This window comes from Chitinolyticbacter meiyuanensis (genome assembly GCF_008033135.1).
Lineage (GTDB): Bacteria > Pseudomonadota > Gammaproteobacteria > Burkholderiales > Chitinibacteraceae > Chitinolyticbacter > Chitinolyticbacter meiyuanensis.
The window spans coordinates 4,106,586-4,128,536 of sequence record NZ_CP041335.1; the positions used below are offsets into that span (position 1 = coordinate 4,106,586).

27 protein-coding genes are annotated in these 21,951 nt (G+C 64.0%); 15 read left to right on the forward strand and 12 right to left on the reverse strand.

Translation table 11 applies throughout. The features are described 5' to 3' along the window. Positions 1 to 10: 10 nt before the first annotated feature. Positions 11 to 1,273, forward strand: coding sequence for an RsmB/NOP family class I SAM-dependent RNA methyltransferase (locus tag FLM21_RS19585; RefSeq protein WP_148717187.1), 1,263 nt, complete (start codon positions 11 to 13; stop codon positions 1,271 to 1,273). A gap of 70 nt (positions 1,274 to 1,343) precedes the next feature. On the opposite strand, the gene FLM21_RS19590 is transcribed toward FLM21_RS19585, so the two are convergent. From FLM21_RS19590 to FLM21_RS19620, 7 genes are all read right to left on the reverse strand, one after another. Continuing rightward, on the reverse strand, positions 1,344 to 1,778 hold the full coding sequence (locus FLM21_RS19590; RefSeq protein WP_148717188.1) for a ClpXP protease specificity-enhancing factor: 435 nt from the start codon (positions 1,776 to 1,778) through the stop codon (positions 1,344 to 1,346). A gap of 67 nt (positions 1,779 to 1,845) precedes the next feature. Then, complete coding sequence (locus FLM21_RS19595) at positions 1,846 to 2,451, reverse strand: glutathione S-transferase N-terminal domain-containing protein (RefSeq protein WP_148717189.1); 606 nt, start codon at positions 2,449 to 2,451, stop codon at positions 1,846 to 1,848. Between the two features lie 179 nt (positions 2,452 to 2,630). Further along, on the reverse strand, positions 2,631 to 3,413 hold the full coding sequence (locus FLM21_RS19600; RefSeq protein ID WP_148717190.1) for a cytochrome c1: 783 nt from the start codon (positions 3,411 to 3,413) through the stop codon (positions 2,631 to 2,633). An 11-nt stretch (positions 3,414 to 3,424) separates the two neighbouring features. After that, positions 3,425 to 4,777: a cytochrome b gene (locus FLM21_RS19605; protein ID WP_148717191.1), complete on the reverse strand. Its 1,353-nt coding sequence runs from the start codon at positions 4,775 to 4,777 to the stop codon at positions 3,425 to 3,427. 10 nt (positions 4,778 to 4,787) lie between these two features. Then, positions 4,788 to 5,378 (reverse strand): ubiquinol-cytochrome c reductase iron-sulfur subunit, encoded by a 591-nt coding sequence (petA, locus tag FLM21_RS19610; protein ID WP_148717192.1) that lies wholly within the window; start codon positions 5,376 to 5,378, stop codon positions 4,788 to 4,790. Positions 5,379 to 5,486: 108 nt separating this feature from the next. Then, positions 5,487 to 5,987: a hypothetical protein gene (locus FLM21_RS19615; protein ID WP_148717193.1), complete on the reverse strand. Its 501-nt coding sequence runs from the start codon at positions 5,985 to 5,987 to the stop codon at positions 5,487 to 5,489. Then, complete coding sequence (locus FLM21_RS19620; protein ID WP_148717194.1) at positions 5,984 to 6,739, reverse strand: Nif3-like dinuclear metal center hexameric protein; 756 nt, start codon at positions 6,737 to 6,739, stop codon at positions 5,984 to 5,986. Before FLM21_RS19620 ends, FLM21_RS19615 begins: the two co-directional genes overlap by 4 nt. Positions 6,740 to 6,750: 11 nt before the next feature. On the opposite strand from FLM21_RS19620, the gene FLM21_RS19625 reads away from it, so the two are divergent. Continuing rightward, positions 6,751 to 7,908 carry a Do family serine endopeptidase gene (locus tag FLM21_RS19625; protein WP_148717195.1) on the forward strand — a complete coding sequence of 386 codons (1,158 nt, stop codon included), beginning with the start codon at positions 6,751 to 6,753 and terminating at the stop codon, positions 7,906 to 7,908. Between the two features lie 76 nt (positions 7,909 to 7,984). On the opposite strand, the gene FLM21_RS19630 is transcribed toward FLM21_RS19625, so the two are convergent. After that, positions 7,985 to 9,955 carry a monovalent cation:proton antiporter family protein gene (locus FLM21_RS19630; protein ID WP_148717196.1) on the reverse strand — a complete coding sequence of 657 codons (1,971 nt, stop codon included), beginning with the start codon at positions 9,953 to 9,955 and terminating at the stop codon, positions 7,985 to 7,987. 129 nt (positions 9,956 to 10,084) lie between these two features. Here FLM21_RS19630 and FLM21_RS19635 point away from each other — a divergent pair, with 129 nt between their 5' ends. From FLM21_RS19635 to FLM21_RS19695, 13 genes are all read left to right on the forward strand, one after another. Next, positions 10,085 to 11,071, forward strand: a complete 987-nt coding sequence (locus FLM21_RS19635) for a KpsF/GutQ family sugar-phosphate isomerase (RefSeq protein ID WP_148717197.1) — start codon at positions 10,085 to 10,087, stop codon at positions 11,069 to 11,071. 14 nt (positions 11,072 to 11,085) lie between these two features. Then, the gene (locus FLM21_RS19640; RefSeq protein ID WP_148717198.1) at positions 11,086 to 11,601 is read left to right on the forward strand and encodes a KdsC family phosphatase; all 516 of its coding nucleotides are present in this window, start codon (positions 11,086 to 11,088) and stop codon (positions 11,599 to 11,601) included. Continuing rightward, positions 11,601 to 12,176 carry an LPS export ABC transporter periplasmic protein LptC gene (gene lptC / locus FLM21_RS19645; RefSeq protein WP_148717199.1) on the forward strand — a complete coding sequence of 192 codons (576 nt, stop codon included), beginning with the start codon at positions 11,601 to 11,603 and terminating at the stop codon, positions 12,174 to 12,176. The genes FLM21_RS19640 and lptC overlap by 1 nt, the downstream gene beginning before the upstream one ends. Continuing rightward, complete coding sequence (lptA, locus tag FLM21_RS19650; RefSeq protein WP_148717200.1) at positions 12,157 to 12,669, forward strand: lipopolysaccharide transport periplasmic protein LptA; 513 nt, start codon at positions 12,157 to 12,159, stop codon at positions 12,667 to 12,669. Before lptC ends, lptA begins: the two co-directional genes overlap by 20 nt. Beyond that, positions 12,666 to 13,394: an LPS export ABC transporter ATP-binding protein gene (lptB, locus tag FLM21_RS19655; protein ID WP_148717201.1), complete on the forward strand. Its 729-nt coding sequence runs from the start codon at positions 12,666 to 12,668 to the stop codon at positions 13,392 to 13,394. Before lptA ends, lptB begins: the two co-directional genes overlap by 4 nt. Positions 13,395 to 13,400: 6 nt before the next feature. Continuing rightward, positions 13,401 to 14,795 (forward strand): RNA polymerase factor sigma-54, encoded by a 1,395-nt coding sequence (locus tag FLM21_RS19660; protein WP_148717202.1) that lies wholly within the window; start codon positions 13,401 to 13,403, stop codon positions 14,793 to 14,795. 59 nt (positions 14,796 to 14,854) lie between these two features. Beyond that, the gene (gene hpf, locus FLM21_RS19665) at positions 14,855 to 15,181 is read left to right on the forward strand and encodes a ribosome hibernation-promoting factor, HPF/YfiA family (RefSeq protein WP_148717203.1); all 327 of its coding nucleotides are present in this window, start codon (positions 14,855 to 14,857) and stop codon (positions 15,179 to 15,181) included. Between the two features lie 159 nt (positions 15,182 to 15,340). Next, positions 15,341 to 15,805 (forward strand): PTS IIA-like nitrogen regulatory protein PtsN, encoded by a 465-nt coding sequence (gene ptsN, locus FLM21_RS19670; RefSeq protein WP_148717204.1) that lies wholly within the window; start codon positions 15,341 to 15,343, stop codon positions 15,803 to 15,805. 5 nt (positions 15,806 to 15,810) lie between these two features. Continuing rightward, positions 15,811 to 16,755 carry an HPr(Ser) kinase/phosphatase gene (gene hprK / locus FLM21_RS19675; RefSeq protein ID WP_148717205.1) on the forward strand — a complete coding sequence of 315 codons (945 nt, stop codon included), beginning with the start codon at positions 15,811 to 15,813 and terminating at the stop codon, positions 16,753 to 16,755. 19 nt (positions 16,756 to 16,774) lie between these two features. Continuing rightward, the gene (rapZ, locus tag FLM21_RS19680; protein ID WP_148717206.1) at positions 16,775 to 17,641 is read left to right on the forward strand and encodes an RNase adapter RapZ; all 867 of its coding nucleotides are present in this window, start codon (positions 16,775 to 16,777) and stop codon (positions 17,639 to 17,641) included. A 47-nt stretch (positions 17,642 to 17,688) separates the two neighbouring features. Next, on the forward strand, positions 17,689 to 17,997 hold the full coding sequence (locus FLM21_RS19685) for a NusG domain II-containing protein (RefSeq protein ID WP_246120764.1): 309 nt from the start codon (positions 17,689 to 17,691) through the stop codon (positions 17,995 to 17,997). Next, entirely contained in the window at positions 17,978 to 18,487 is a 510-nt protein-coding gene (locus tag FLM21_RS19690; RefSeq protein WP_148717208.1) for a Gx transporter family protein, read from the forward strand. The genes FLM21_RS19685 and FLM21_RS19690 overlap by 20 nt, the downstream gene beginning before the upstream one ends. Then, on the forward strand, positions 18,484 to 19,086 hold the full coding sequence (locus tag FLM21_RS19695) for a flavin prenyltransferase UbiX (protein WP_148717209.1): 603 nt from the start codon (positions 18,484 to 18,486) through the stop codon (positions 19,084 to 19,086). The genes FLM21_RS19690 and FLM21_RS19695 overlap by 4 nt, the downstream gene beginning before the upstream one ends. 6 nt (positions 19,087 to 19,092) lie before the next feature. Here FLM21_RS19695 and FLM21_RS19700 read toward each other — a convergent pair whose 3' ends face one another. The 4 genes from FLM21_RS19700 to FLM21_RS19710 form a co-directional block, all read right to left on the reverse strand. Beyond that, complete coding sequence (locus tag FLM21_RS19700; RefSeq protein WP_187360005.1) at positions 19,093 to 20,451, reverse strand: MATE family efflux transporter; 1,359 nt, start codon at positions 20,449 to 20,451, stop codon at positions 19,093 to 19,095. Continuing rightward, the gene (locus tag FLM21_RS20990) at positions 20,418 to 20,720 is read right to left on the reverse strand and encodes a hypothetical protein (RefSeq protein WP_187360006.1); all 303 of its coding nucleotides are present in this window, start codon (positions 20,718 to 20,720) and stop codon (positions 20,418 to 20,420) included. The genes FLM21_RS19700 and FLM21_RS20990 overlap by 34 nt, the downstream gene beginning before the upstream one ends. A gap of 279 nt (positions 20,721 to 20,999) precedes the next feature. Then, positions 21,000 to 21,452: a D-aminoacyl-tRNA deacylase gene (dtd, locus tag FLM21_RS19705; RefSeq protein ID WP_148717211.1), complete on the reverse strand. Its 453-nt coding sequence runs from the start codon at positions 21,450 to 21,452 to the stop codon at positions 21,000 to 21,002. A gap of 58 nt (positions 21,453 to 21,510) precedes the next feature. Beyond that, a complete protein-coding gene (locus FLM21_RS19710; protein WP_148717212.1) occupies positions 21,511 to 21,948 on the reverse strand; it encodes a hypothetical protein in 438 nt (145 codons plus the stop codon). Between the last annotated feature and the right edge of the window lie 3 nt (positions 21,949 to 21,951).

The window sequence follows — 21,951 nt, forward strand, 5'->3', positions numbered from 1 at the left end:
GAGCACGACCATGATCACTCAGACCCAATACCACGCCATCCTCGACGCGCTCGAGCAGGTGCTGCCCTTCACCCAGCCGGCCGATGTCTGCCTATCCCGCTTGTTCCGCGAGCAGAAGAAGCTTGGCGCGCGCGACCGGGCAGTCATCGCCGAAACCGTGTTCGGCCTGCTACGCGCGCTGCCCAAGCTGGAATGGCTGGCGGGCGAATATGCCGGCCCGCGGATGTGGCTGCTGTGCTATTTCGCCGCGATCGAAAAGCGCAACCTCAAGGAGATGGCGAGCATCTTCAACGAGGAACAACTGGAGCGCGCCCGGCTCTGGAAGGCCGTCGACTGGCAGAGCGCGCCGCTGCATGTACGCGCCGGCCTGCCGGCCTGGATAGCTGAAGCGCTGCAGGCCGAAGGCCGCAGCGAGGACGAGATTGTCGCGCTTGGCAGTGCGATGCTGAGCGCTGCGCCACTCGACCTGCGGGTAAACCTGCTCAAGGCCAAACGCGATACGGTGCTTGCCGCGTTGAACGAAAGCGAATTGAAGACCGAGGCCACGCCCTACTCGCCATGGGGATTGCGCCTTGCCGGCAAGCCGGCACTGAATAAACACCCGCTGTTCCTCGATGGCAGCATCGAGGTGCAGGACGAGGGCAGCCAGCTACTGGCACTGCTCACCGGCGCCAAGCGCGGCCAGATGGTCGCAGACTTCTGCGCCGGCGCTGGCGGCAAGACGCTGGCGCTCGGCGCCATGATGCAGAACACCGGCCGGCTCTACGCCTTCGATATCTCGGAAAAGCGCCTCTCCAACCTCAAGCCGCGGCTGGCGCGCTCCGGCCTGTCCAATGTGCAGCCTCAGCTGCTCGCCAGCGAACATGATCAGAAGGTAAAGCGGTTGGCCGGCAAGATGGACGCGGTGCTGGTCGACGCGCCCTGCTCTGGCCTGGGCACGCTGCGGCGCAATCCAGACCTGAAGTACCGCCAATCTGCGCAGAGCGTGGCCGAGCTCAATGCCAAGCAAGCCAGCATCCTTGCCTCCGCCGCCCGCCTCGTCAAAGCCGGCGGCCGCTTGGTCTACGCCACCTGCAGCGTACTGCGCAGCGAAAACCAGGCCATTGTCGATGCGTTCCTCGCCGCACACCCCGAGTTCACCTTGCTTGATGCCAGCGAACTGCTGGCCAAGGACAAGATCACGCTGCCGCTCGCCGGACCGCTGCTGCAGCTGGACCCACGCCAGCATGGCACCGACGGCTTCTTCGCCGCCGTGCTGCAGCGTCAGAGCTGACCGATAAATAGCTACGCAACAAAAAGCCCGCAGAAATTGCGGGCTTTTTGTTGCGCTGCGCGCGCTGGCGTTACTTGACCACGCGCAGCTGCGGGCGACCACCACCACCGCTGGGGCGCGGCGGCTCGTCGTCACCCGGGTTGTCCTCGCTGCGCGGCGCATCGGTCGGCGTTTCCGTGGCTTCATCAGGCAGGCCTTCGTATTCGAAGCCCATGCCCTCGCCGTTCTCGCGCGAGAAGATCGACACTACGGCGCCGACCGGGATGGTGATGTCGCGCGACACACCGTTGAAACGGGCGGAGAAGCTGACGTAATCGTTGCCGAGCGTCAGGTTGCGCGTGGCGTTGTAGCTGATGTTGAGCACGATCTCGCCGTTCTTCACGTACTCCATCGGCACCTGCAGCTTGCCGCGCACGGCCACCACCAGATAGGGCGTGTAGCCATGGTCCGAACACCATTCGTGGATGGCGCGGATCAGATAGGGCTTGGTCGAAGCGGATTGCATAGGGTGACCTCGGCGAAATACGGAAGACGGCAACGGGGGTGCAACCGCCACCCCCTTCTACAACATATTACTTGCGCATCGCCTTTTCGTTCGGCGTGAGCGAGTCAATGAAGGCCTGGCGGCTGAACAGGCGCTCACCATACTTCATCACCGGCGCCAGCGCCTTGGTCACTTCGATGCCGTAGTGGTCGAAACGCCACAGCAGCGGCGCGATGGCCACGTCGAGCATCGAGAACTCCTCGCCCAGCATGTATTTCTGCTTGGCGAAGATCGGCGCGATCTGGGTCAGGCTGTCGCGGATGGCGACGCGTGCGCCTTCCAGCGCCTTCTTGGTGGCAGCACCGTCTTCCAGCGTCTTCACGTGGACGAACAGTTCGCGCTCGAAGTTGAACAGCATCAGGCGGGTGCGGGCACGCATCACTGGGTCGGCCGGCATCAGCTGCGGGTGCGGGAAGCGCTCGTCGATGTATTCGTTGATGATGTTCGATTCATACAGTGTCAGCTCGCGCTCGACCAGTACCGGCACTTCGTTGTACGGGTTCATTACGGCCAGGTCTTCCGGCTTGCTGTGCACGTCGACGTCGATGATCTCGAAGTCCATGCCCTTCTCGAACAACACGATGCGGCAACGGTGGCTGAACGGGCAGGAGGTGCCGGAATAAAGCTTCATCATGGGGCGGATTCTCCGGAGGACGATTTCGGTGAAACAGCGATTTTACCAGTCGAGGCCATGCCGAATCCAGAAAACGTGCATAAGCGACTGTTATGAAATGGAATTTCGTGATCGAGACAGATATCGACACCCGATAAAAAAGGCGCCTTGCGGCGCCTTTTTTTACATACTCGTGCAACTCAGTGGATGTCGCGCCAGTATTCCTTTTTCAGGAAGTAGGTCAGCGGCACCAGGATGAACAACAGGAACAGCAGGATGGCATAGCCGATCTGTTCGCGCTTCACCTTGGCCGGCTCGCCCATGTAGACGAGGTAGTTGACGAGGTCGCCTACGCGCTTGTCGTAGTCGCCCTGATCGAAACTGCCGTCCTCGGCCACACGGGTCAGCAGGCCCGGCTTTTCCAGCTTCAGCGATTCAATGTGCTGCTCGTCCTTGCCGGTCTCGTGGTTCTTCACCGTCTTCATCACCGGCACCTGCTGGCCTTGCAGCTCCCACAACACGTGCGGCATGCCCACGCTCGGGAACACCAGATTGTTCCAGCCGGTCGGACGCGCGTCGTCACGATAGAAGGTGCGCAGGTAGGTGTAGAGCCAGTCGGCGCCACGCGAGCGGGCGATCAGCGACAGGTCGGGCGGTGTGGCGCCAAACCAGGCCTTGCCATCGGCAGCCTGCATCGCCACGCGCATCGGATCACCGACCTTCTCGCTGGCCGCCATCAGGTTGCTCTTGATCTGCGCCTCGGTCAGGCCCAGGTCCTGCAGGCGGCTATAGCGCATGGCAACAGCACCGTGACAGGACAAGCAGTAGTTGGTGAAGGTCTGCGCGCCGCGCTGCAGCGATTCGGCATCACGCAGGTTGACTGGCGCGCGATCGAGATGCACGCCGGCTTCGGAAGCCTGGGCGGCAAACGGCACCGCGCACAGCGCCAGGGTGACCAGCCATTTCTTCATCTGTTGTCTCATCGTGGCTTCCCTCAGATCACCATGGCGAACACGGTCGCCAGCACGATAGTCAGGGCGAACAGCGCAACAAAGCGGACCTGACGACCCAGGTTGGTATCGGTGACACGCTCGGGAACTGGCTTCGGCGTACCCAGCTTGCTGTACCACGGCATGCCAATGAAGAAGGCGAAGTAGATCACCGACAGGATCTGCGCCACGATGGTCCGAGTGTTGGTCGACGGCAGCGCGCCCAGGATGCCGAGGCCGATGAAGGCAGCGACGAACAGCACTAGCGCCCATTTGAACACCGCGCTGCGATAGCGGATCGACTTCACCGGGCTGCGATCCAGCCACGGCAGGAAGGCGATCAGCACCACTGCGCCGCCCATGCCGAGCACGCCCCAAACCTGGGTACCCAGGAAGGATGGGATCGCACGCAGGATGGCGTAGAACGGGGTGAAGTACCACACCGGTGCAATGTGCGCCGGGGTCTTCAGTGGGTCGGCCGGGTCGAAGTTCGGCTTCTCGAGGAAGTAACCGCCCATTTCCGGCAAGAAGAACACCACCAGCGAGAACACCACCAGGAACACCGCCACGCCCAGGATATCCTTGACCGTGTAGTACGGGTGGAACGGGATGCCATCGAGCGGGATGCCGGTCTGCGGATCCTTGTTCTTCTTGATCTCGACACCGTCCGGATTGTTCGAACCCACTTCGTGCAACGCAACCAGGTGGGCCACCACCAGCGCCAGCAGCACCAGCGGCACAGCGATCACGTGCAGCGCGAAGAAGCGGTTCAGGGTGGCATCCGACACCACGAAGTCACCACGGATGAAGGTCGACAGATCCGGACCGATCACCGGCAGCGAAGCGAACAGGTTCACGATCACCTGCGCGCCCCAGAACGACATCTGGCCCCACGGCAGCAGGTAGCCGAGGAAAGCTTCGGCCATCAGGCACAGGAAGATCAGCGTGCCGAATACCCAGATCAGTTCACGCGGCTTCTGGTACGAGCCGTAGATCAGGCCACGGAACATGTGCAGGTAGACCACGACGAAGAACATCGACGCACCGGTGGAGTGCATGTAGCGGATGATCCAGCCACCCGCCACATCGCGCATGATGTACTCGACCGACATGAAGGCGGTCGAAACATTGGTGCCTGGGATCAGGTTGCCGTCCGGCTTGTAGTTCATCGTCAGGAAGATGCCGGTGACGATCTGGATCACCAGCACCAGCATGGCGAGCGAGCCGAAGAAGTACCAGAAGTTGAAGTTCTTCGGTGCGTAGTACTCGGAAACGTGCGCCTTCCAGGTCGACGTCAACGGGAAGCGGTCGTCTACCCAGCCCAGCACTTTTTGAGCGGATTGTTCTAGTTTGCTCATGCTCTACCCCTTACTGGTCTTCGCCGACGAGCAGCATCGAATCGCCGCTGCCGAAGAATTTGTACGGCGGGATATCGAGGTTCTTCGGCGCAGGAACGCCGGAGAACACCCGACCGGCCAGGTCGAACTTCGAGCCATGACAGGGGCAATAGAAGCCGCCCAGCCACTCGGGGCCCAGATCGGCCGGCGCGAGGTCCGGCCGATAGGTCGGCGAACAGCCCAAGTGGGTACAGACGCCCACCGCCACCCAGATGTCGGGCTTGCGCGAACGGCCTTCGTTCTTGCAATAGGTAGGCTGGTCGCTGGCTTCGGATTTGGGGTCGACGAGCTTGGGATCGTTCTTGGGCAGGCCGGCCAGCATGTCCGGCGTGCGCTTGACCACCCACACCGGTTTGCCACGCCATTCGACGTTGATCTTCTCGCCCGGCTCCAGCTTGCTGATATCGACTTCGACCGGTGCACCGGCCGCCTTGGCCCGCTCGGACGGGAGGAAACTTGCTACGAAAGGGGTCGCGATGCCGGCCACGGCCACGGCGCCTGCGCCGCTGGCCGCGACGAGCAGGAAGCGCCGCTTGCTGTTATCAACCTGCTGCTCACTCATGTCCAGTCCCTGATAGTGGAAGTTCTGGCTTATAAACCGCCGAATTCTAACCGAGCATGGCGGGAACTGAAAGCCGCGCACCCGCTCGGTGCATCTCCATTTCCACGTTTAGTTCCACGTTCCCGCAGTCTTGTAGCGGGCAAACTCCTGCAGCAGGCGATCCGACACCGCCGAAGTGATATCGGCGACCTTTTCCTTGGCGGTGCCGGGGTAGCTGATCTGATAGGCTCGTGCAGCCACCTTCACTCCGCCCTTTACCGTCTGCAGCGTATAGCGCACGCGGGCCTGGGTCGGCCGCTTGGCCCGCGCCACCGGGGCTGCGAACTCGATGCGATTGCGGGTCTTGGACACCACGGTCATGCCACGGGACAGGCGGTACTTCTCGATGTCGGCCATCACGTCGGGCACGGTACGGCCCTGCAGCGTGATCGTCGGCGCATTCTTCATCCGCTTGAGTTCTACTTCGGGCAGCACTTCGTCCTGCGGCGGCGGCAAAGGCGTGGGCGTGACGACGACCGGTTCGGGTGTGGGTGTCGTGGTCTGCAGCATGCTGCAGGCGGACAACAGGCTGATGACCGCGAGCGGCAGCAGGAACTTGAACGAGGTCATACGGGGTTTTCACACTCCAGGTGAACGACTTGCAATGCCAGCTGCGACGCCAGGTGATCACCCAACGCCCGCACGCCGTAGCGTTCGGTGGCATGGTGACCGGCTGCGACGAAGGCGATGCCCGATTCACGGGCAAGATGGGTGACGAACTCGGATGCTTCGCCAGTGATGAAACAATCGATGCCGCCGTGCAACGCGAGTTCGTGGAAATAACTCTGCGCGCCGCCGGTGCACCAGGCCACGCGCCGGATCGGCCGATCGGGATCGCCGATCAGCAACGGCGCGCGCGCGAGCGCCCCCTCGATGCGCCCGCCCAGCTGCGCCAGCGAGGGCGCACCGATGGCCTCGCCCAGCCAGACCATGTCCTGCTCGCCGCAACGCCCCGTTGCAGCAAAGCCAAGTAGTCGGCCAAGCTCGGCATTGTTGCCCAGCGTGGGGTGGGCATCGAGTGGTAGGTGATAGGCGAGCAGATTAACGTCGTGAGCGAGCAGACGAGCGATACGTGCCTTCTTGGTGCCGACGATGGGGGCGGCCTCGCCTTTCCAGAAGTAGCCATGGTGGACCAGCAGGGTGTCGGCACCGATCTCGATCGCAGCGTCGATCGCTTCCAGGCTCGCTGTCACGGCGGTGGCGATGCAGCCGACCTGATCGGCCCCCTCGACCTGCAAGCCATTTGGGCAGTAATCGCGCCAGCGCTCTGGTTGCAGCAGTTGTCCGATATAATCGACAAGTTGCGTTCTCGGTACGGCCATCTACCCGGTCCATGAAAAAACTCTGGCTGATTTTCGCACAAACCACCACCGTCGGCCTTGCGGTCTGGTTCCTGATCACCCTGCTGCAGCCACAATGGCTGCCTCAAGCCCGGCCGGCACAACAACTGGTCACGGTCGAAGAGGCCGGCAAGCACGCCAGCAGCCCGGCCAGCGCCGCTGCTTCCTATCGCGGTGCCGCGCAGCGCGCGATGCCGGCCGTGGTCAACATCTACACCGCCAAGGAAGTCCGTCAGCGCCATCCGCTGCTGGATGATCCGGTATTCCGCCGCTTTTTCGGTGATGGCCTGGAAGGCGACGACACGCAACGTGCCTCCAGCCTCGGCTCGGGCGTCATCGTGTCCGCCGATGGCTACATCGTCACCAACAACCACGTGGTTGAATCCGCTGATGAGATCCAGGTGGCACTTGCCGATGGCCGCACCGCCCAGGCGCGCGTGGTCGGCACCGACCCCGAGACCGATCTCGCGGTGATCCGCATCGAGCTGCCCAAGCTGCCCACCATTGCCTTCGCCGACGACAATCAAGTACAGATCGGTGACGTGGTGCTTGCCATCGGCAACCCATTCGGCGTCGGTCAGACCGTGACCATGGGCATCGTCTCGGCCACCAAACGCACCCAGCTTGGCATCAACACCTTCGAGAACTTCATTCAGACCGACGCTGCGATCAACCCTGGCAACTCCGGTGGCGCACTGATCGATACCGAGGGCAATCTGCTCGGCATCAATACCGCCATCTATTCGCGCACTGGCGGCTCGCTCGGCATCGGCTTCGCCATCCCGGCAAGCTCAGTGCGCCAGGTGATGGAAGCGATCATCAAGGATGGCAGCGTGGTGCGCGGTTGGCTCGGCGTCGAGCCGCAGGACGTGACCACCGAACTCGCCAACTCCTTCAAACTGAAGGAAGCGCGGGGCGCACTGGTCGCCGGCGTAGTGCGCGGCAGCCCGGCCGATCTCGCCGGCGTGCGCCCGGGCGATATCGTGCTCGACATCGCGGGCAAGCCGGTCACCAACACCGAGGCGCTGCTCAATCTGATCGCCGCACTCAAGCCCGAGCAACAGATCGAGCTGCAGCTATACCGCAATGGCAAACCACTGTCGCTGCCGGTGAAGATCGGCAAACGCCCGGCGTTCCAGCCCAAGCAGTAATATGGCGGGCAATGGAAAACGAAAAGGCACCTTCGGGTGCCTTTTCTGTCGCTTCGTCCCAGGTCAGTTCACCCGGTCAATGCCCCTGCAGCAGCAGCATCTCGGCAGCGGCCAGGTTCTCCGGTTCGCCCAACAGCACCAGCACGTCCCCCTCCGACAGCACGAGCTCGGCATCGGGCGTAACTGCCGCCTGGCTCTTGCGACGCAGGCTCTTCACCTCGACATGCAGGCCGACCAGATCGAGCGTACCAAGCGCCCGGCCGATGGCGCTGGCACCCGCCACCAACAATACCGTGTGCAGCCGCGGCATCGGTCGCTCGCCCTCCTCCAGGTCTTCCACCGTGCCGCGGAAGAAGCCGCGGAACATCTGGTAGCGGTCTTCCCGCACCGCGCGGATGCGCTTGAGCACGCGATTGAGCGGCACACCCAGCATCATCAGCGTATGCGAGGCCAGCATCAGGCTGCCTTCCATGATCTCGGCCACCACCTCGACCGCGCCGGCAGCGCGTAGCCGATCAATATCGCTGTCGTCGTAGGTGCGCACGATCACTGGCAGCTCGGGCCGCAGTTGCTGCACCAGCTCCAGAATGCGCAATGCCGAATGGGTATCGGCATAGGTGACAATCAGTGCACGGGCACGCATCAGGCCGGCGGCCATCAGCACTTCCCGCTTGGCCGCATCGCCGAACACCACCGACTCTCCTGCAGCAGCCGCTTCGCGCACCTTTTCCGGATCGAGGTCGAGCGCGAAGAACGGGATCTCCTCATGCGCCAGCAGCCGGGCCAGGCTCTGGCCACTGCGGCCATAGCCGCAGATCACCACATGCCCCTGGCTTTGCATGGTACGCACGGCGATCTGGTGCAGATTGGCCGCCATGCTCATCCATTCGGATGCGGCCAGTCGCAGCACCAGCTTGTCCGAATGCTGCAGCACGAACGGCGTAGCCAGCATCGAGAGCACCACGCTGGCGACAGTCACCTGCGCCAGTTCCGGCGGCATCAGGCCGGCGCTCATCGCCAGCGCCAGCAGCACGAAGGCGAACTCGCCTCCCTGCCCCAGCGCGAAGCCGGTGCGCCAGCTTGCACCCGGCGCATGGCCCAGCCCCCGGGCAATGCCCGCGATCAGCAGGATCTTGCCCGGCAGCAGGAAGGCCAGCATCAGCAGCACCAGCCACCATTGGCTTGCCAGCGTGCCGAAGTTGAGGTTCATGCCGACGGTGACAAAGAACAGGCCCAGCAACAGGTCGCGGAACGGCCGGATATCGTCCTCCACCTGGTAGCGATACTCGGTTTCCGCGATCAGCATGCCGGCGAGGAACGCCCCCAAGGCCAGCGACAACCCGGCGAGCTCGGTCAGCCAGGCAATGCCCAGCGTCACCAGCAACATATTGAGCATGAACAGCTCGCTCGAATGCTGCTTAGCCACGAGGTTGAACCAGGGCCGCATCAGCCGCTGCCCGACGTTGAGCAGCAACACCAGCACGCAGACGATCTTGATCGCCGCCAGCCCCAGCGCCAGCAGCAGCTCCTCGCCCGGCTTGCCGAGCACCGGCAGCATGATCAGCAGCGGCACCACCGCCAGATCCTGGAACAGCAGGATACCGATGGCGTTCTGCCCGTGCGGCGCATTGAGCTCGTTGCGCTCGGACAGCAGCTTCGACACCATCGCGGTCGACGACATGGCCAGCGCGCCGCCGAGCGCCAGGCCGATCTTCCAGTCGTAGCCACCGAGCACGGCAGCCCCGCCTGCCAGCATTGCAGTCGCCACCACCTGCGCCGCCCCCAACCCAAACACCAGCCGGCGCATTGCATTGAGCTTGGCCAGGCTGAATTCCAGGCCCAGCGTAAACATCAGGAACACCACGCCGAACTCGGCGAGATGGGTGGCTTCGTCACTGGACGCGATCAGACCCAGCGCATGGGGGCCGATCAGCATGCCAACGAGCAGGTAGCCCAGCATGGCGGGCAGTTTGACGCTGCGGCACAACACCACGGTGAGCACTGCCGCAGCAAGCAACAACAGCAGGGAAGACAGGTGAACAGGCATGTTGGCGGAATGGAAACAGGGCGAGCCGATTATAAGAGGAGTCTGACACGAACGTCTGCCCGGTATTTCTGCAGGCAGGACCGATTCTTGCTAGCGGCCGCATGCGGCGCTCTTTTATACTGGCGGCCTATGCAACCGCTATCCGATCCGCCGGCAAGCCCGGCCCAGCAGCGTGCCCGCCGGGTTCTCGAGATCGAGGCCCGCACACTGGCTCGGCTGGCCGAGCGCGTCGACGCCGCCTTCGATACAGCAGTGGCACTGGTAATGGCCGCACGCGGCCGCATCGTTGTCACGGGCATGGGCAAGTCCGGCCATATCGCGCGCAAGATCGCCGCGACGCTGGCCTCGACCGGCACGCCGGCATTGTTCGTCCACCCGGGTGAAGCAGCGCATGGCGATCTGGGCATGATCACCGGCGACGACGTGGTGCTGGCGCTGTCCTACTCCGGCGAGAGCGACGAGATCATCGCGCTGCTGCCCAGCCTGAAGCGACTGGGTACCCCCATCATCGCCGTCACCGGCAACCCGGCCTCGACATTGGCGCGCGAGGCCGACGTGGGGCTCGACGGCAGCGTCGAGCAGGAAGCCTGCCCGCACAATCTCGCCCCCACCGCCAGCACCACTGCCGCGCTGGCCGTTGGCGACGCACTCGCAGTTGCCGTACTCGAGGAACGCGGCTTCAAGGCCGAGGATTTCGCGCTGTCGCATCCGGGTGGCACGTTGGGGCGGCGGCTGCTGATCCGCGTGCGTGACCTGATGCACACCGGCGAGGCGGTGCCCGTCGTAGACTCGGGGGTCTCGCTGCGCGATGCCCTGCTGGAAATCAGCCGCAAGGGCCTCGGCATGACTGCGGTGGTCGATGCCGACGGCCAGCTTTCCGGCATCTTCACCGACGGCGACCTGCGCCGCGCGTTGGATCGCGGTATCGATGTGCACGCCACGGCGGTGGCCGACGTGATGACCCGCAACCCAGTCACCATCGGCGCAGACCAGTTGGCGAGCGAAGCGGTCGCCATCATGGAAAAACGCCGCTGCAACGGCTTGCTGGTAACCGAAAAAAGCCGTGTCGCCGGCGCGATCAACATGCATGACCTGCTGCGCGCCCGCGTGCTCTGAACCTGGAATCGACCATGATTGAACAAGCCCGCGCCCTGCGCATGATGATCTTCGATGTCGATGGCATCATGACCGATGGCAGCCTCTACTACACCGATGCCGGCGAGGAGCTGAAGGCCTTCAACTCGCTGGACGGCCACGGTTTGCGCATGCTTGCCAGCACCGGCGTCAAGCTCGCCATCATCACCGGCCGCCAGTCCCGCCTGGTCGAGCACCGCGCCCGCAACCTGCAGATCGATTATCTCTACCAGGGCGCGCACGACAAGCTGGCCACTTTCCAGGAATTGCTGGCTGCGGCCAGCCTCACTGCCGAACAATGCGGCTATATGGGCGACGACGTGATCGATCTGCCGGTGATGCGCCGCGTCGCCTTCTCCGTCACAGTGCCCGAGGCCCCCGCCTTCGTACGGGAGCACGCCCACCATGTCACCCAGGCCGGCGGCGGGCGCGGCGCCGTGCGTGAAGTCTGCGAGCTGGTGATGCGCGCGCAGGGCACGCTCGACGGCGTGCTGGCCCAATACCTGCGCTGATGCCGATGCAGCATACGGGCAAACTGCTTCCGCTGATCCTGCTGGGTGTCCTCGGCCTGCTGGTCTGGGTGCTGAACGAGGCCGCACGCATGCCGGAGCTACCCAAGCCGCAACGCAAGGGCGAGCCTGATCTCGTGATCGAGCACATCGACGCGGTGCGCTTCGGCGAAGACGGCCAACCGCTGATCAAGGTCACTGCGGTGCGCACCCGTCACTACCCGGAAGACAACAGCACTTGGTTCGATACCGCCCGCCTCGACTACACCGCGCCCGATGCGCCTGCCATGCACGCGGTGACCAGCACTGCGCAAGGCCTGCAGGACAGCAAGCGCTTCTGGTTCCCCGAAGCCGTCACCGTGGTGCGCGACGCTGACGCCGAGCATCCGCAATTGGTCATCAACGGCCGCGAGATCTGGATGACCACCGATACCCGGCGCGCCAGCTCCGAAGCCCCGGTCACCGCCGTGAGCGGCCCCTACAACGCCGCGGCAGTCGGCTTTGACGCCGACATGATCGCCGGTACCCTGATCCTGAAATCCAAAGTGAGCACCGTCTATGAACCGCCGCGCCGCTAACTGGCTGCTGGCTTGCGCCTGCATCGCCACGCTGACCGCCCACGCCGAGACAGCCGACCGCGAAAAACCGATGAAGATCGAGGCGGACCGCGCCAACTTCGACCAGAAGCAGATGCTCGGCGTCTACACCGGCAACGTGGTGGTCACCCAGGGCACCATGGTGATGAAATCAGCCGTGCTCAACGTACGCCAGGATGAGGCGGGCAACCAGTACATCACCGGCAACGGTAAGCCCGTCACCTTCCGCCAGCGCCTCGACAGCGGCGAATGGGTCGACGCACAATCGCTGAGCTTCGATTACGACGGCAAGACAGGCCTACTCAAGCTGATCGACAAGGCTTGGGTGCGGCGCGATACCGGCGACGAGGTGATCGGCCAGGTGATCACCTACAACATGAACACCGAGGTCTACGAGGCACAGGGCGGCAAGGACGGTGGCAGCAGCGGTCGCGTCAACATCACTATCCAGCCCAAGAAAAAGGCCGAGCAATGAGCACCAGCCAACTGACGGCTACCGGCCTGATGAAGCGCTACAAGAAGCGCACGGTGGTCAGCGACGTCTCGCTCGAGGTCGCCGCCGGCGAGGTGGTCGGCCTGCTCGGCCCCAATGGCGCCGGCAAAACCACCAGCTTCTACATGATCGTCGGCCTCGTCGCCAAGGACGGCGGCGACATCCGCCTTGATGAGCGCGACATCGGCCACCTGCCGATGCACGAGCGCGCCCGGATGGGGCTTGGCTATCTGCCGCAGGAAGCCTCGATCTTCCGCAAGATGACGGTGGCACAGAACATCCTCGCAGTACTGGAACTGCACGAAAAGGACGAAAGCACGCGCCTTGCGCGGCTGGACGAGCTGCTGCATGAGCTGCATATCTCGCACCTGAAGGAGAGCAACGCGATGGCGCTGTCCGGTGGCGAGCGCCGCCGTGCCGAGATCGCCCGCGCGCTGGCGGCCAATCCGCGCTTCATCCTGCTCGACGAGCCATTCGCTGGCGTCGACCCGATCGCGGTGATGGATATCCAGCGCATCATCGCCTTCCTCAAGTCGCGCGGCATCGGCGTGCTGATCACCGATCACAACGTGCGTGAAACGCTGGGCATCTGCGATCGCGCCTACATCATTTCCGAAGGCCGGGTGATGGCCTCGGGGCACCCGTCCGACATCGTCGAGAACGAGGACGTGCGCAAGGTCTATCTCGGCGAACACTTCCGCATGTAGCCGCCGATGAAGCAATCGCTCCAACTGAAGCTATCGCAGCAGCTCAATCTCACCCCCCAGCTGCAGCAGTCGATCAAGCTGCTGCAACTCTCCACCCTCGATTTCCGCCAGGAGATCGAGCGCTACCTGATCGAGAACCCGCTGCTCGAACCCGGCGAGGATCGCGGCGAAGGCAGCGAGGCCGGCGAGGGCGAGGTTGGCGACCATCCGCTCGAGAGCAGCAACGACTTCGGCGACGACGACTGGAGCTGGGGTAGCGGCGGAGGCGGCAGCGGGGACGACGACGAGGATTTCGATCCGGCCAGCAACACCGCCCGCGAGCTCACGCTGCGCGAACACCTGTTGGAACAGGCCGGGCTGCTGCCGCTGACCGCGCTCGACCGGGCCGTGCTGGCGCTGCTGATCGACGCGCTCGACGACGATGGCTTCCTCACCCAGAGCCTCGACGAGATCTTTGCGCAACTGCCTGAGGAACTCGTCGCCGAAACCGGGCTCGAACTGGATGACCTCGCAGTGGCGCTGGCCCGGCTCAAGCAGCTTGAGCCAGTCGGTGTCGGCGCGAAAGATATGGGTGAGGCGCTGGCATTGCAACTGAAGACACTACCCGTTTCTGAGCCAAATCAACTTGCCCTCGCACTCGTTGAGCGGCATCTCGATTTATTGGCGGCCCGTGACTACACTAGGATCAAGAAGGCGCTGAAATGCGACGACGCGCAGCTCAAGGCCGCCAATGAGCTGATCGTGGGATTGAATCCCCGACCAGCCGCACGGTGGGCGCAGTTGACCCCGCGTTACGTGATTCCGGATGTCATCGTCTACAAGGCGCGCGGCCGCTGGCGGGTGCGACTGAACGAAGCGGCAAGGCCGAAGTTCAGGGTGAACCAGATGTACGCCAACATCCTGCAGCGCAGCGAGGGCGGGGTGATGGCGCGGGAATTGCAAGAGGCGCGCTGGCTGGTGAAAAGTGTGCAACAACGTTTCGACACCATCCTGCGGGTATCCGAGGCCATCGTCGCCCGGCAGCATGCCTTCTTCGAACACGGCGAAGTCGCCATGCGGCCGATGGTGCTGCGCGATATCGCTGAAGAGCTCGACCTGCACGAATCCACGATTTCGCGCGTCACGAGCCAGAAATACATGCACAGTCCAAGGGGGCTCTTCGAGTTCAAATACTTCTTCGGCAGCCACGTCGAAACCGAGGCCGGTGGTGAATGCTCGGCGACGGCGATCAAGGCCCTGCTCAAACAGCTGATCCAGAACGAGGACAAGACCAAACCACTCTCAGACAGTGCGCTTGCCGAGGCGCTGTCGCAGCAAGGGATCGTGGTTGCGCGGCGAACCGTTGCGAAGTACCGGGAAGCGATGCAGATCGCCCCCGTCAATCAGCGCAAAAGCCTGTAGGCCCACGCGGCGCTCCCGTTGCGTGACGCCCACAGTTCAAACGCAGAAGGAGCAGACATATGAACCTCAATATCAGCGGCCATCATCTGGAAGTGACTCCGGCTATCCGTGAGTACGTCACAACCAAGCTGGATCGGATCATCCGCCACTTCGATTCCGTGATCGACGTCGGCGTCATCCTATCCGTACAGAAGCTGCAGCATCACATTGAGGCCACCGTGCACGTGCGCGGTCGTGACATCCATGTCGAAGCAACTGATGAGGATATGTATGCGGCGATCGACCTGCTCGCCGACAAACTCGACCGACAGGTCATCAAGCACAAGGAAAAGCTGATGGACCATCGCGGCGAGAGCATCAAGTACCAGTCGGCCGCCACCGAATAACACCTCCTTTCTGCCACGAACACGGGAACCTGCGGGTTCCCGTTTTTGTTGCCCGCCAGCCCGGCATTGTCGGTTCCGCGCCGGTCGCCGCCCGCTGCGTTTTTGGTTTGACCGGCACAGCGCTACAATGGGCAGGTTTTTCCCCTCGGCCCCCGACGCATGAGCCTGATTTCCAAGATACTGCCGGCCGGCAACGTCTTCCTCGACATGGACGTCGGCAGCAAGAAGCGCGTATTCGAGCAGGTCGGCATCCTGTTCGAAAACAGCCACGGCATCGCCCGTAGCGTGATCTTCGACAGCCTGTTCGCACGCGAGAAACTCGGCTCCACCGGGCTCGGTCAGGGCGTTGCCATCCCGCACGGCCGCATCAAGGGCCTCAAGGAAGCCACCGGCGCCTTCGTCCGCCTGAAGGCTCCCATCCCGTTCGATGCGCCCGACGGCAAGCCGGTCTCGCTGATCTTCGTGCTGCTGGTGCCGGCCAACGCCACCGACCTGCACTTGCAGATCCTCTCGGAGCTCGCCCAACTGTTCTCCGACAAGGCCGTGCGCGACGAACTGGCACAGGCGCCCGACGTCGACGCCGCGTTCAAGCTGATCGCTCACTGGGAACCCTACGCCGGGTAAGCGGAATGCCACAGATCACCGTCCGCCAGCTGTTCATCGACAACGCCGAGAAGCTACGCCTCACCTGGGTGGCCGGGCAGTCCGGTGCCAACAGCCTGCTGACCAATGATGCGAGCGAGCAAAAACCCAAGCTCGCCCTCGTCGGTCACCTGAATTTCATCCACCCCAACCGGGTGCAGGTGCTCGGCATCGCCGAGGTCAGCTATTTCCAGGGCCTGTCGGCCGACGCACAGAAGGAGTCGGTGGAGCGGCTGTTCGCCAACGAGATGGCGGCGATGATCGTCGCCAACAGCCAGCCGGTGCCCGACGCGCTGAAGGAAGCGGCCGAGCGCTATCACGTGCCGCTGCTCACCAGTCCCGAGCAGTCGCCCTACCTGATGGACGTGCTGCGCTATTACCTTGCCAAGGCGCTGGCGGTCTCCACCCATCTGCATGGCGTGTTCCTCGACGTGCTCGAAGTCGGCGTGCTGCTGACCGGCGAATCATCGATGGGCAAGTCCGAGCTCGCGCTGGAGTTGATCTCGCGCGGCCACGGCCTCGTCGCCGACGATGTGGTCGAGGTCTACCGCACCAATCCGGAAACGCTGGAAGGCCGCTGCCCACCCATGTTGCGCGACTTCCTCGAGGTGCGCGGCATCGGCGTGTTGAACATCCGCACCATCTTCGGCGAGACCGCGGTCCGGCCGAAGAAGACGCTCAAGCTCATCATCCATCTGGCCAAGGCCAGCGGCGAGACGCTGGCGCCGATCGACCGGCTGCAGATGCAGGCGGCGACGCAGGAAATCCTCGGCGTGCCAATCCGCAAGCTGGTGATCCCCGTGGCCGCTGGCCGCAACCTCGCCGTGCTGGTCGAGGCGGCAGTGCGCAACTACATCCTGCAGCTGCGCGGCATCGACTCGACGCGCGAATTCATCGAGCGCCACCAGCGCTTCATGGAGATGGGCGAATGATCGTCTTGGGGGCGAGCGCGTGAGTCGTCGGCAGCAGGTCATCCTGCTGTCGGGCGTATCCGGCGCGGGCAAGAGCGTGGCGTTGCGCGCGCTCGAGGATCTCGGCTACTTCTGCATCGACAATCTGCCGGCGCCCTTGCTGCCGCAATCGGTGGCACTGCTCGACGAGGACGGCTATCCCAAGGTCGCCATCGCCATCGATGTGCGCAGTGCGCACAGCATCTCCTCGCTACCCGAACACCTCGATGCGCTGTTCGAGCTCAACCTCGACGTGCGGCTGCTGTTCCTTGAGGCCAAGACCGAGATGCTGGTCAAGCGCTTCTCCGAAACCCGGCGCAGCCACCCGCTGGCCAGCGGCGAGCTCACGGTGTTCGAGGCAATCGCGCTGGAGCGCGAGATGCTGGCGTATTTTTCGGAGCAGGCGCATCGCATCGACACCAGCGAGCTATCGGCCTCGCAATTGCGCAGCTGGATCCGCGAGTTCGTCGCGCTCGATCGCTCGCGGCTCACGCTGATCTTCGAATCATTCGGCTTCAAGCAGGGCATTCCACTCGACGCCGATTTCGTGTTCGATGCACGCTGCCTGCCCAACCCGCATTACGACCCACAGCTGCGCCCGCTCACCGGCCGCGACCAACCAGTGATCGACTTCCTTGAGCGCGAGTCCATGGTCGGCAAATATCTGACTCACGTGCTCGGCTTCATGGAGCGCTGGCTGCCGGAGTTCGAGCGCGACAACCGCAGCTACGTCACCGTCGCCATCGGCTGTACCGGCGGCCAGCACCGCTCGGTCTACCTTGCCGAGCAACTGGGCAAGCATTTCGGCAAGACCCGCCAGACACTGGTGCGCCACCGCGAGCGGCCGGAGCTGGCGCCATTGCGCTGATCCGCGCCGGCGACGGCCTCGTCATCGCGCTTGGCGTTCTCGCCACCGTGATCGTAGCCTGCACCGCTTGGCAACAACAGGAAGCGGCACGAGTCCGGCTCTATCAGGATGGCCGGCTCTATGCCGAAGTCGATCTCGCCGCACACCGCACACTGGCCATTCCCGGCCCGCTCGGGACCACCACGGTCGAGATCGACGGCGGCCGGGCTCGCATCGCCGCCGACCCCAGCCCACGCCAGTATTGCGTGCGCACCGGCTGGTTGCAGCGCGCCGGCGATAGCGCCGTCTGCCTACCCAATCGCACCGCCATCGCCCTCGTCGGCCAACGCCCGGACTATGACAGCCTCGGCTACTGAGCCCAGTGCAAATGATTGGCGCGTCGCGCGCTATGCGGCGCTCGCCATCGCGCTGTCGGTGCTGGAAGCGGCCGTGCCCAGCCCGATCCCCGGCGTGAAGCCCGGCCTCGCCAATATCGTGACCTTGCTGGTGCTATGGCGCCATGGCTGGCAGGATGCAGCCTGGGTCACCGGCTTGCGCGTGTTCGGCGCGGCGCTGGCGCTCGGTGGCTTGCTGTCACCAGGGTTCGCCCTCAGCTGTGCCGGCAGCGTGGCCAGCCTTGCCACGCTGGCACTGGTTCGGCACCTCCCCCGCCACTATTTCGGGCCGGTCAGTCTGTCGGTGCTGGCGGCCTACGCCCATATCGCCGGCCAGCTCGCGTTGGCGCGGGCCTGGCTGATTCCGCACGACGGCATCGTCAAGCTGCTGCCGATCTTCATGCTGACCGCGCTGATCTTCGGTATCGTCAATGGCGTGATCGCCGCTCGCATTCTCGGAAAACCCGCATGAAAACCATCACCCTCGGCTTCACCGGCGCCTCCGGCCTGCCCTACGGCCTGCGCACGCTGGAATGCCTGCTCGCCGCCGGCTGCACCGTTCACGTGCTCTACACCCAGGCAGCGCAGATCGTCGCCAAGCAGGAACTGGGCGAGACCTGGCCGGGGCGCGCCGAGGAACTGGCCAAGTTGTTTCACGCGCGCTTTGGCGTCGATGCGTCCCGGCTCAAGGTCTGGGGGCAGCAGGAATGGTTTGCGCCGATGGCCTCGGGCTCCAACCCGGGCGACGGCATGGTGGTGGTACCCTGCACCATGGGCGCGTTGGCGGCGATTGCCGGTGGCAACAGCGACAACCTGCTCGAACGCGCTGCCGACGTGATGCTCAAGGAGCGCAAGACGCTGGTGCTGGTGCCTCGCGAGGCACCGTTCTCGGCGCTGCACCTGGAAAACATGCTCAAGCTGGCCCGCCTCGGCGTGGTCATCCTGCCGCCCAACCCGGGCTTCTACCATCACCCGCAGTCGATCGCCGATCTGGTCGACTTCGTCGTCGCGCGCATCCTCGATCAGCTGGGCGTACCTCACCAGCTGATGCAGCGCTGGGGCGAAAACTGAAGCGGCTCAGGCCCGCAGTGCCTGTCGTGCCACCCGTCTGAACAGCCATAGCAGCGCAAAGGCCGCAAAGGTCAGCGCCAGCACCAGGGCCAGCCAGTAGCCGGCTGCGCCCATGCCCGGCCAGTCACCGGCGCCAAAGGTCAGCAGGTAGCCGAGCGGCAAGCCCAGTAACCAGAACGCCGACAGGTGAATCCACATCGGCTGGCGGGTCACCTTGTAGCCACGCAGCACGCCGGCAGCGACGACCTGGGTCGCATCGGCCAGCTGGAACACGCCGGCATAGATCAGCAAAGTAGCTGCCAACGCCCGCACCGTCGGCTCGAAGGTGTACCAGCTGGCGATCCAGTGATTGCCCAGCAACATGAATAGCGCCAGCGCCACCGCGATCACGAGGCCCGCCTGCAGCCCCAGCCGACCAAGGAAATGCGCCCTTGCCGTGTCACCCGCGCCCAGCGCCTGCCCCACCCGCACCGTCATCGCGGTGCCGAGCGCCGAGGGAATCATGAAGGTTAGCGAGGCCATGTTGAGCGCGATCTGGTGCGCTCCCACCGTCACTGTCCCGAGCCGCGCCAGCAGCAGCGCGATACCGGAAAACGCACTGACCTCGACGAAGAACATCGCCCCCATCGGCAGGCCCAGCCGGAACAGCTGGCGCTGCATCGCCCAATCGACCCGGCCCCAATCCCGCAGCGGATAGGTATCGCGATAGTGCGGTGAATAGCGCACCCAGCCCAGCATCAGGATCAGCGTGATCCAGATCGAAAACGCCGTCGCCCAGCCACAGCCGACCGCACCCAGCGCCGGCAGACCGAACTTGCCGTAGATCAGCACCCAGTTGGCCGGCACGTTGAGCGCAAGTCCGATCAGCGCGAATACCATCATCGGCTTGGTCGAATTCAGGCTGGCGCTATACGCGTAGAGCACGCGATACAGCGCGAACGCCGGCAGCGCCCAGCTCACGGCGGCGAGAAAGCCCTTGGCCTTGGCAGCGACCAGCGGTGCGAGCCCGACGTGATCGAGCAAGGGCAGCGCCAGCCGCGCCACGCACCAGGCCATCGCGCCCCAGAACACGCCCTGGTACAGCGCCTGCTGGACGATGGCCGGAATGCCGCTGCGTTGGTTTGCACCCACCGCGTGCGCCACCAGCGGACTGGCGGCGAGGTTGAGGCCGATCAGCGTCACCAGCAGCATCACCCAGACCGAAGCCCCGGATGCTACAGCAGCCAGATCGGCAGCCGACACATGGCCGGACATCACATAATCGACAAAAGCCGTGCCGGTGCTGGCCAACTGGCCAACCATCACCGGCCAGCTCAGTTGCCAGATCGATTTCAGCTCGGTGCGAACGGCGTGGTGCTGCGACATGGAGTCTCGTAATGGCCAACCAGCGTGGGCCAGCGTTGTTGCAAATCGAGGGCGGTGAACACGGAGAGGTCGAACACCAACAGGCTGCCGTCGGCCAGCCGCTCCAGCGCGAAGCCGTGCGCGGCAAGCGTCGCCTCGGCCTGGGCCAACGTGGCATAGCCAGCAAGATCGCTCGCGGCAAGGCGCAGCGAGCGGCGGTGGCGCGGCCGCGCGGCCAGCGTGCGCAGTCTGGCGGCGGTCTTGAATTCGGGGGATAGACAATCGTACATGGCAGCCTCCTGGGTCAACGACGGGACGGCCGCCCATGCGGCCGACGCTTTAGCGGTATTTCCGACCGTGGCCGCTGCGCCCCGCAAGTTGTCGATTAAACAGGCGCGTCAAAACAGGTGATGCAAAACGAAAAACCCGCGTGGCCGCGGGTTTCGGGCACGCTTTAGCCGCATTTGTAGAGCGCCCGCAAGCTGGCAAATCAAATCGGCGCTTGACGTCTTTTTACGCCGCAGCATTCAAGAACGTCAAGCCATGATGGCCCGGCTCGGCAAGCCGGGCTATTCGGGATTCCTCGTATCGAGCAGCAGCGTAACCGGCCCGTCGTTGACGAGTTCGACCTGCATGTCGGCGCCGAACATCCCCGTCGGCACCGGCTTGCCGAGCGCCACCGACAACTGGGCCACGAAGCGCTCGAACAAGGGTTGCGACAGCGGGCCAGGAGCGGCACGCCCCCAGGAGGGGCGGTTGCCCTTGCTGTAGCTGGCATATAGCGTGAACTGCGAGACAGCGAGGATTTCACCGCCGACATCGCGTACCGAGCGATTCATCACGCCGGCATCGTCGGCAAATACCCTCAGCTTAGTGAGCTTGGCCACCATCCAGTCGAGATCACGCTCGCCGTCCTCGGCCTCGATCCCCACCAAGGCCAGCAGGCCGGGGCCGATCCGGCCTACTTCCTGCCCGGCCACCTTAACCGCCGCCGCCGTCACCCGCTGGATCAATACCCGCATGCCCGCTCCTTCGCAAAAGGCACCATGCTAGGCACCGGCGTTCTTGCGGGCAAATGCATCAGCGCAACGACACGCCATCCGTCGAAAGGTGCACACGTGCCTGGCGCGCTGCCTCGGCCAAGCGCTGATAAGTCGCCGTCGCGTCAATTTTGTAAGAATTGTAGAGACGATCCCGGAGTGTTTGCGCAGCTTTCTCGGAAACCTTCCGCATACGCTCGATATCCGCCAGCACGCCGGCCAGCAGGGGCGGATACACTTGACCTGCGTCGCCACGCATGGCGCGCGTCATCATGCCACTCATCACCACCATCTCCACACGGAAAGCGAGTTCCTTGTAAACCCTGCGGCTGACGCGCCTTTCCGGGCAGCAGGCCAAGCCAACGGTGGGCGCGTAGCTCTCGTTGGCAGCGCGGGTGCGAAAACGCGTCAACACGCTCGCCACATCGCGGATTCTTGCAAGCATCCACACAACCTGTTTTGTAATTTTACGTTGCAAACC

What these genes read in the sequence shown, in the direction of transcription:
- FLM21_RS19585 (WP_148717187.1), top strand. Translation starts at nt 11, where the DNA reads ATGATCACTCAGACCCAATACCACGCCATCCTCGACGCGCTCGAGCAG.
- FLM21_RS19590 (WP_148717188.1), bottom strand. Translation starts at nt 1,778, where the DNA reads ATGCAATCCGCTTCGACCAAGCCCTATCTGATCCGCGCCATCCACGAA.
- FLM21_RS19595 (WP_148717189.1), bottom strand. Translation starts at nt 2,451, where the DNA reads ATGATGAAGCTTTATTCCGGCACCTCCTGCCCGTTCAGCCACCGTTGC.
- FLM21_RS19600 (WP_148717190.1), bottom strand. Translation starts at nt 3,413, where the DNA reads ATGAGACAACAGATGAAGAAATGGCTGGTCACCCTGGCGCTGTGCGCG.
- FLM21_RS19605 (WP_148717191.1), bottom strand. Translation starts at nt 4,777, where the DNA reads ATGAGCAAACTAGAACAATCCGCTCAAAAAGTGCTGGGCTGGGTAGAC.
- petA (WP_148717192.1), bottom strand. Translation starts at nt 5,378, where the DNA reads ATGAGTGAGCAGCAGGTTGATAACAGCAAGCGGCGCTTCCTGCTCGTC.
- FLM21_RS19615 (WP_148717193.1), bottom strand. Translation starts at nt 5,987, where the DNA reads ATGACCTCGTTCAAGTTCCTGCTGCCGCTCGCGGTCATCAGCCTGTTG.
- FLM21_RS19620 (WP_148717194.1), bottom strand. Translation starts at nt 6,739, where the DNA reads ATGGCCGTACCGAGAACGCAACTTGTCGATTATATCGGACAACTGCTG.
- FLM21_RS19625 (WP_148717195.1), top strand. Translation starts at nt 6,751, where the DNA reads ATGAAAAAACTCTGGCTGATTTTCGCACAAACCACCACCGTCGGCCTT.
- FLM21_RS19630 (WP_148717196.1), bottom strand. Translation starts at nt 9,955, where the DNA reads ATGCCTGTTCACCTGTCTTCCCTGCTGTTGTTGCTTGCTGCGGCAGTG.
- FLM21_RS19635 (WP_148717197.1), top strand. Translation starts at nt 10,085, where the DNA reads ATGCAACCGCTATCCGATCCGCCGGCAAGCCCGGCCCAGCAGCGTGCC.
- FLM21_RS19640 (WP_148717198.1), top strand. Translation starts at nt 11,086, where the DNA reads ATGATTGAACAAGCCCGCGCCCTGCGCATGATGATCTTCGATGTCGAT.
- lptC (WP_148717199.1), top strand. Translation starts at nt 11,601, where the DNA reads ATGCCGATGCAGCATACGGGCAAACTGCTTCCGCTGATCCTGCTGGGT.
- lptA (WP_148717200.1), top strand. Translation starts at nt 12,157, where the DNA reads ATGAACCGCCGCGCCGCTAACTGGCTGCTGGCTTGCGCCTGCATCGCC.
- lptB (WP_148717201.1), top strand. Translation starts at nt 12,666, where the DNA reads ATGAGCACCAGCCAACTGACGGCTACCGGCCTGATGAAGCGCTACAAG.
- FLM21_RS19660 (WP_148717202.1), top strand. Translation starts at nt 13,401, where the DNA reads ATGAAGCAATCGCTCCAACTGAAGCTATCGCAGCAGCTCAATCTCACC.
- hpf (WP_148717203.1), top strand. Translation starts at nt 14,855, where the DNA reads ATGAACCTCAATATCAGCGGCCATCATCTGGAAGTGACTCCGGCTATC.
- ptsN (WP_148717204.1), top strand. Translation starts at nt 15,341, where the DNA reads ATGAGCCTGATTTCCAAGATACTGCCGGCCGGCAACGTCTTCCTCGAC.
- hprK (WP_148717205.1), top strand. Translation starts at nt 15,811, where the DNA reads ATGCCACAGATCACCGTCCGCCAGCTGTTCATCGACAACGCCGAGAAG.
- FLM21_RS19690 (WP_148717208.1), top strand. Translation starts at nt 17,978, where the DNA reads ATGACAGCCTCGGCTACTGAGCCCAGTGCAAATGATTGGCGCGTCGCG.
- FLM21_RS19695 (WP_148717209.1), top strand. Translation starts at nt 18,484, where the DNA reads ATGAAAACCATCACCCTCGGCTTCACCGGCGCCTCCGGCCTGCCCTAC.
- FLM21_RS19700 (WP_187360005.1), bottom strand. Translation starts at nt 20,451, where the DNA reads ATGTCGCAGCACCACGCCGTTCGCACCGAGCTGAAATCGATCTGGCAA.
- FLM21_RS20990 (WP_187360006.1), bottom strand. Translation starts at nt 20,720, where the DNA reads ATGTACGATTGTCTATCCCCCGAATTCAAGACCGCCGCCAGACTGCGC.
- dtd (WP_148717211.1), bottom strand. Translation starts at nt 21,452, where the DNA reads ATGCGGGTATTGATCCAGCGGGTGACGGCGGCGGCGGTTAAGGTGGCC.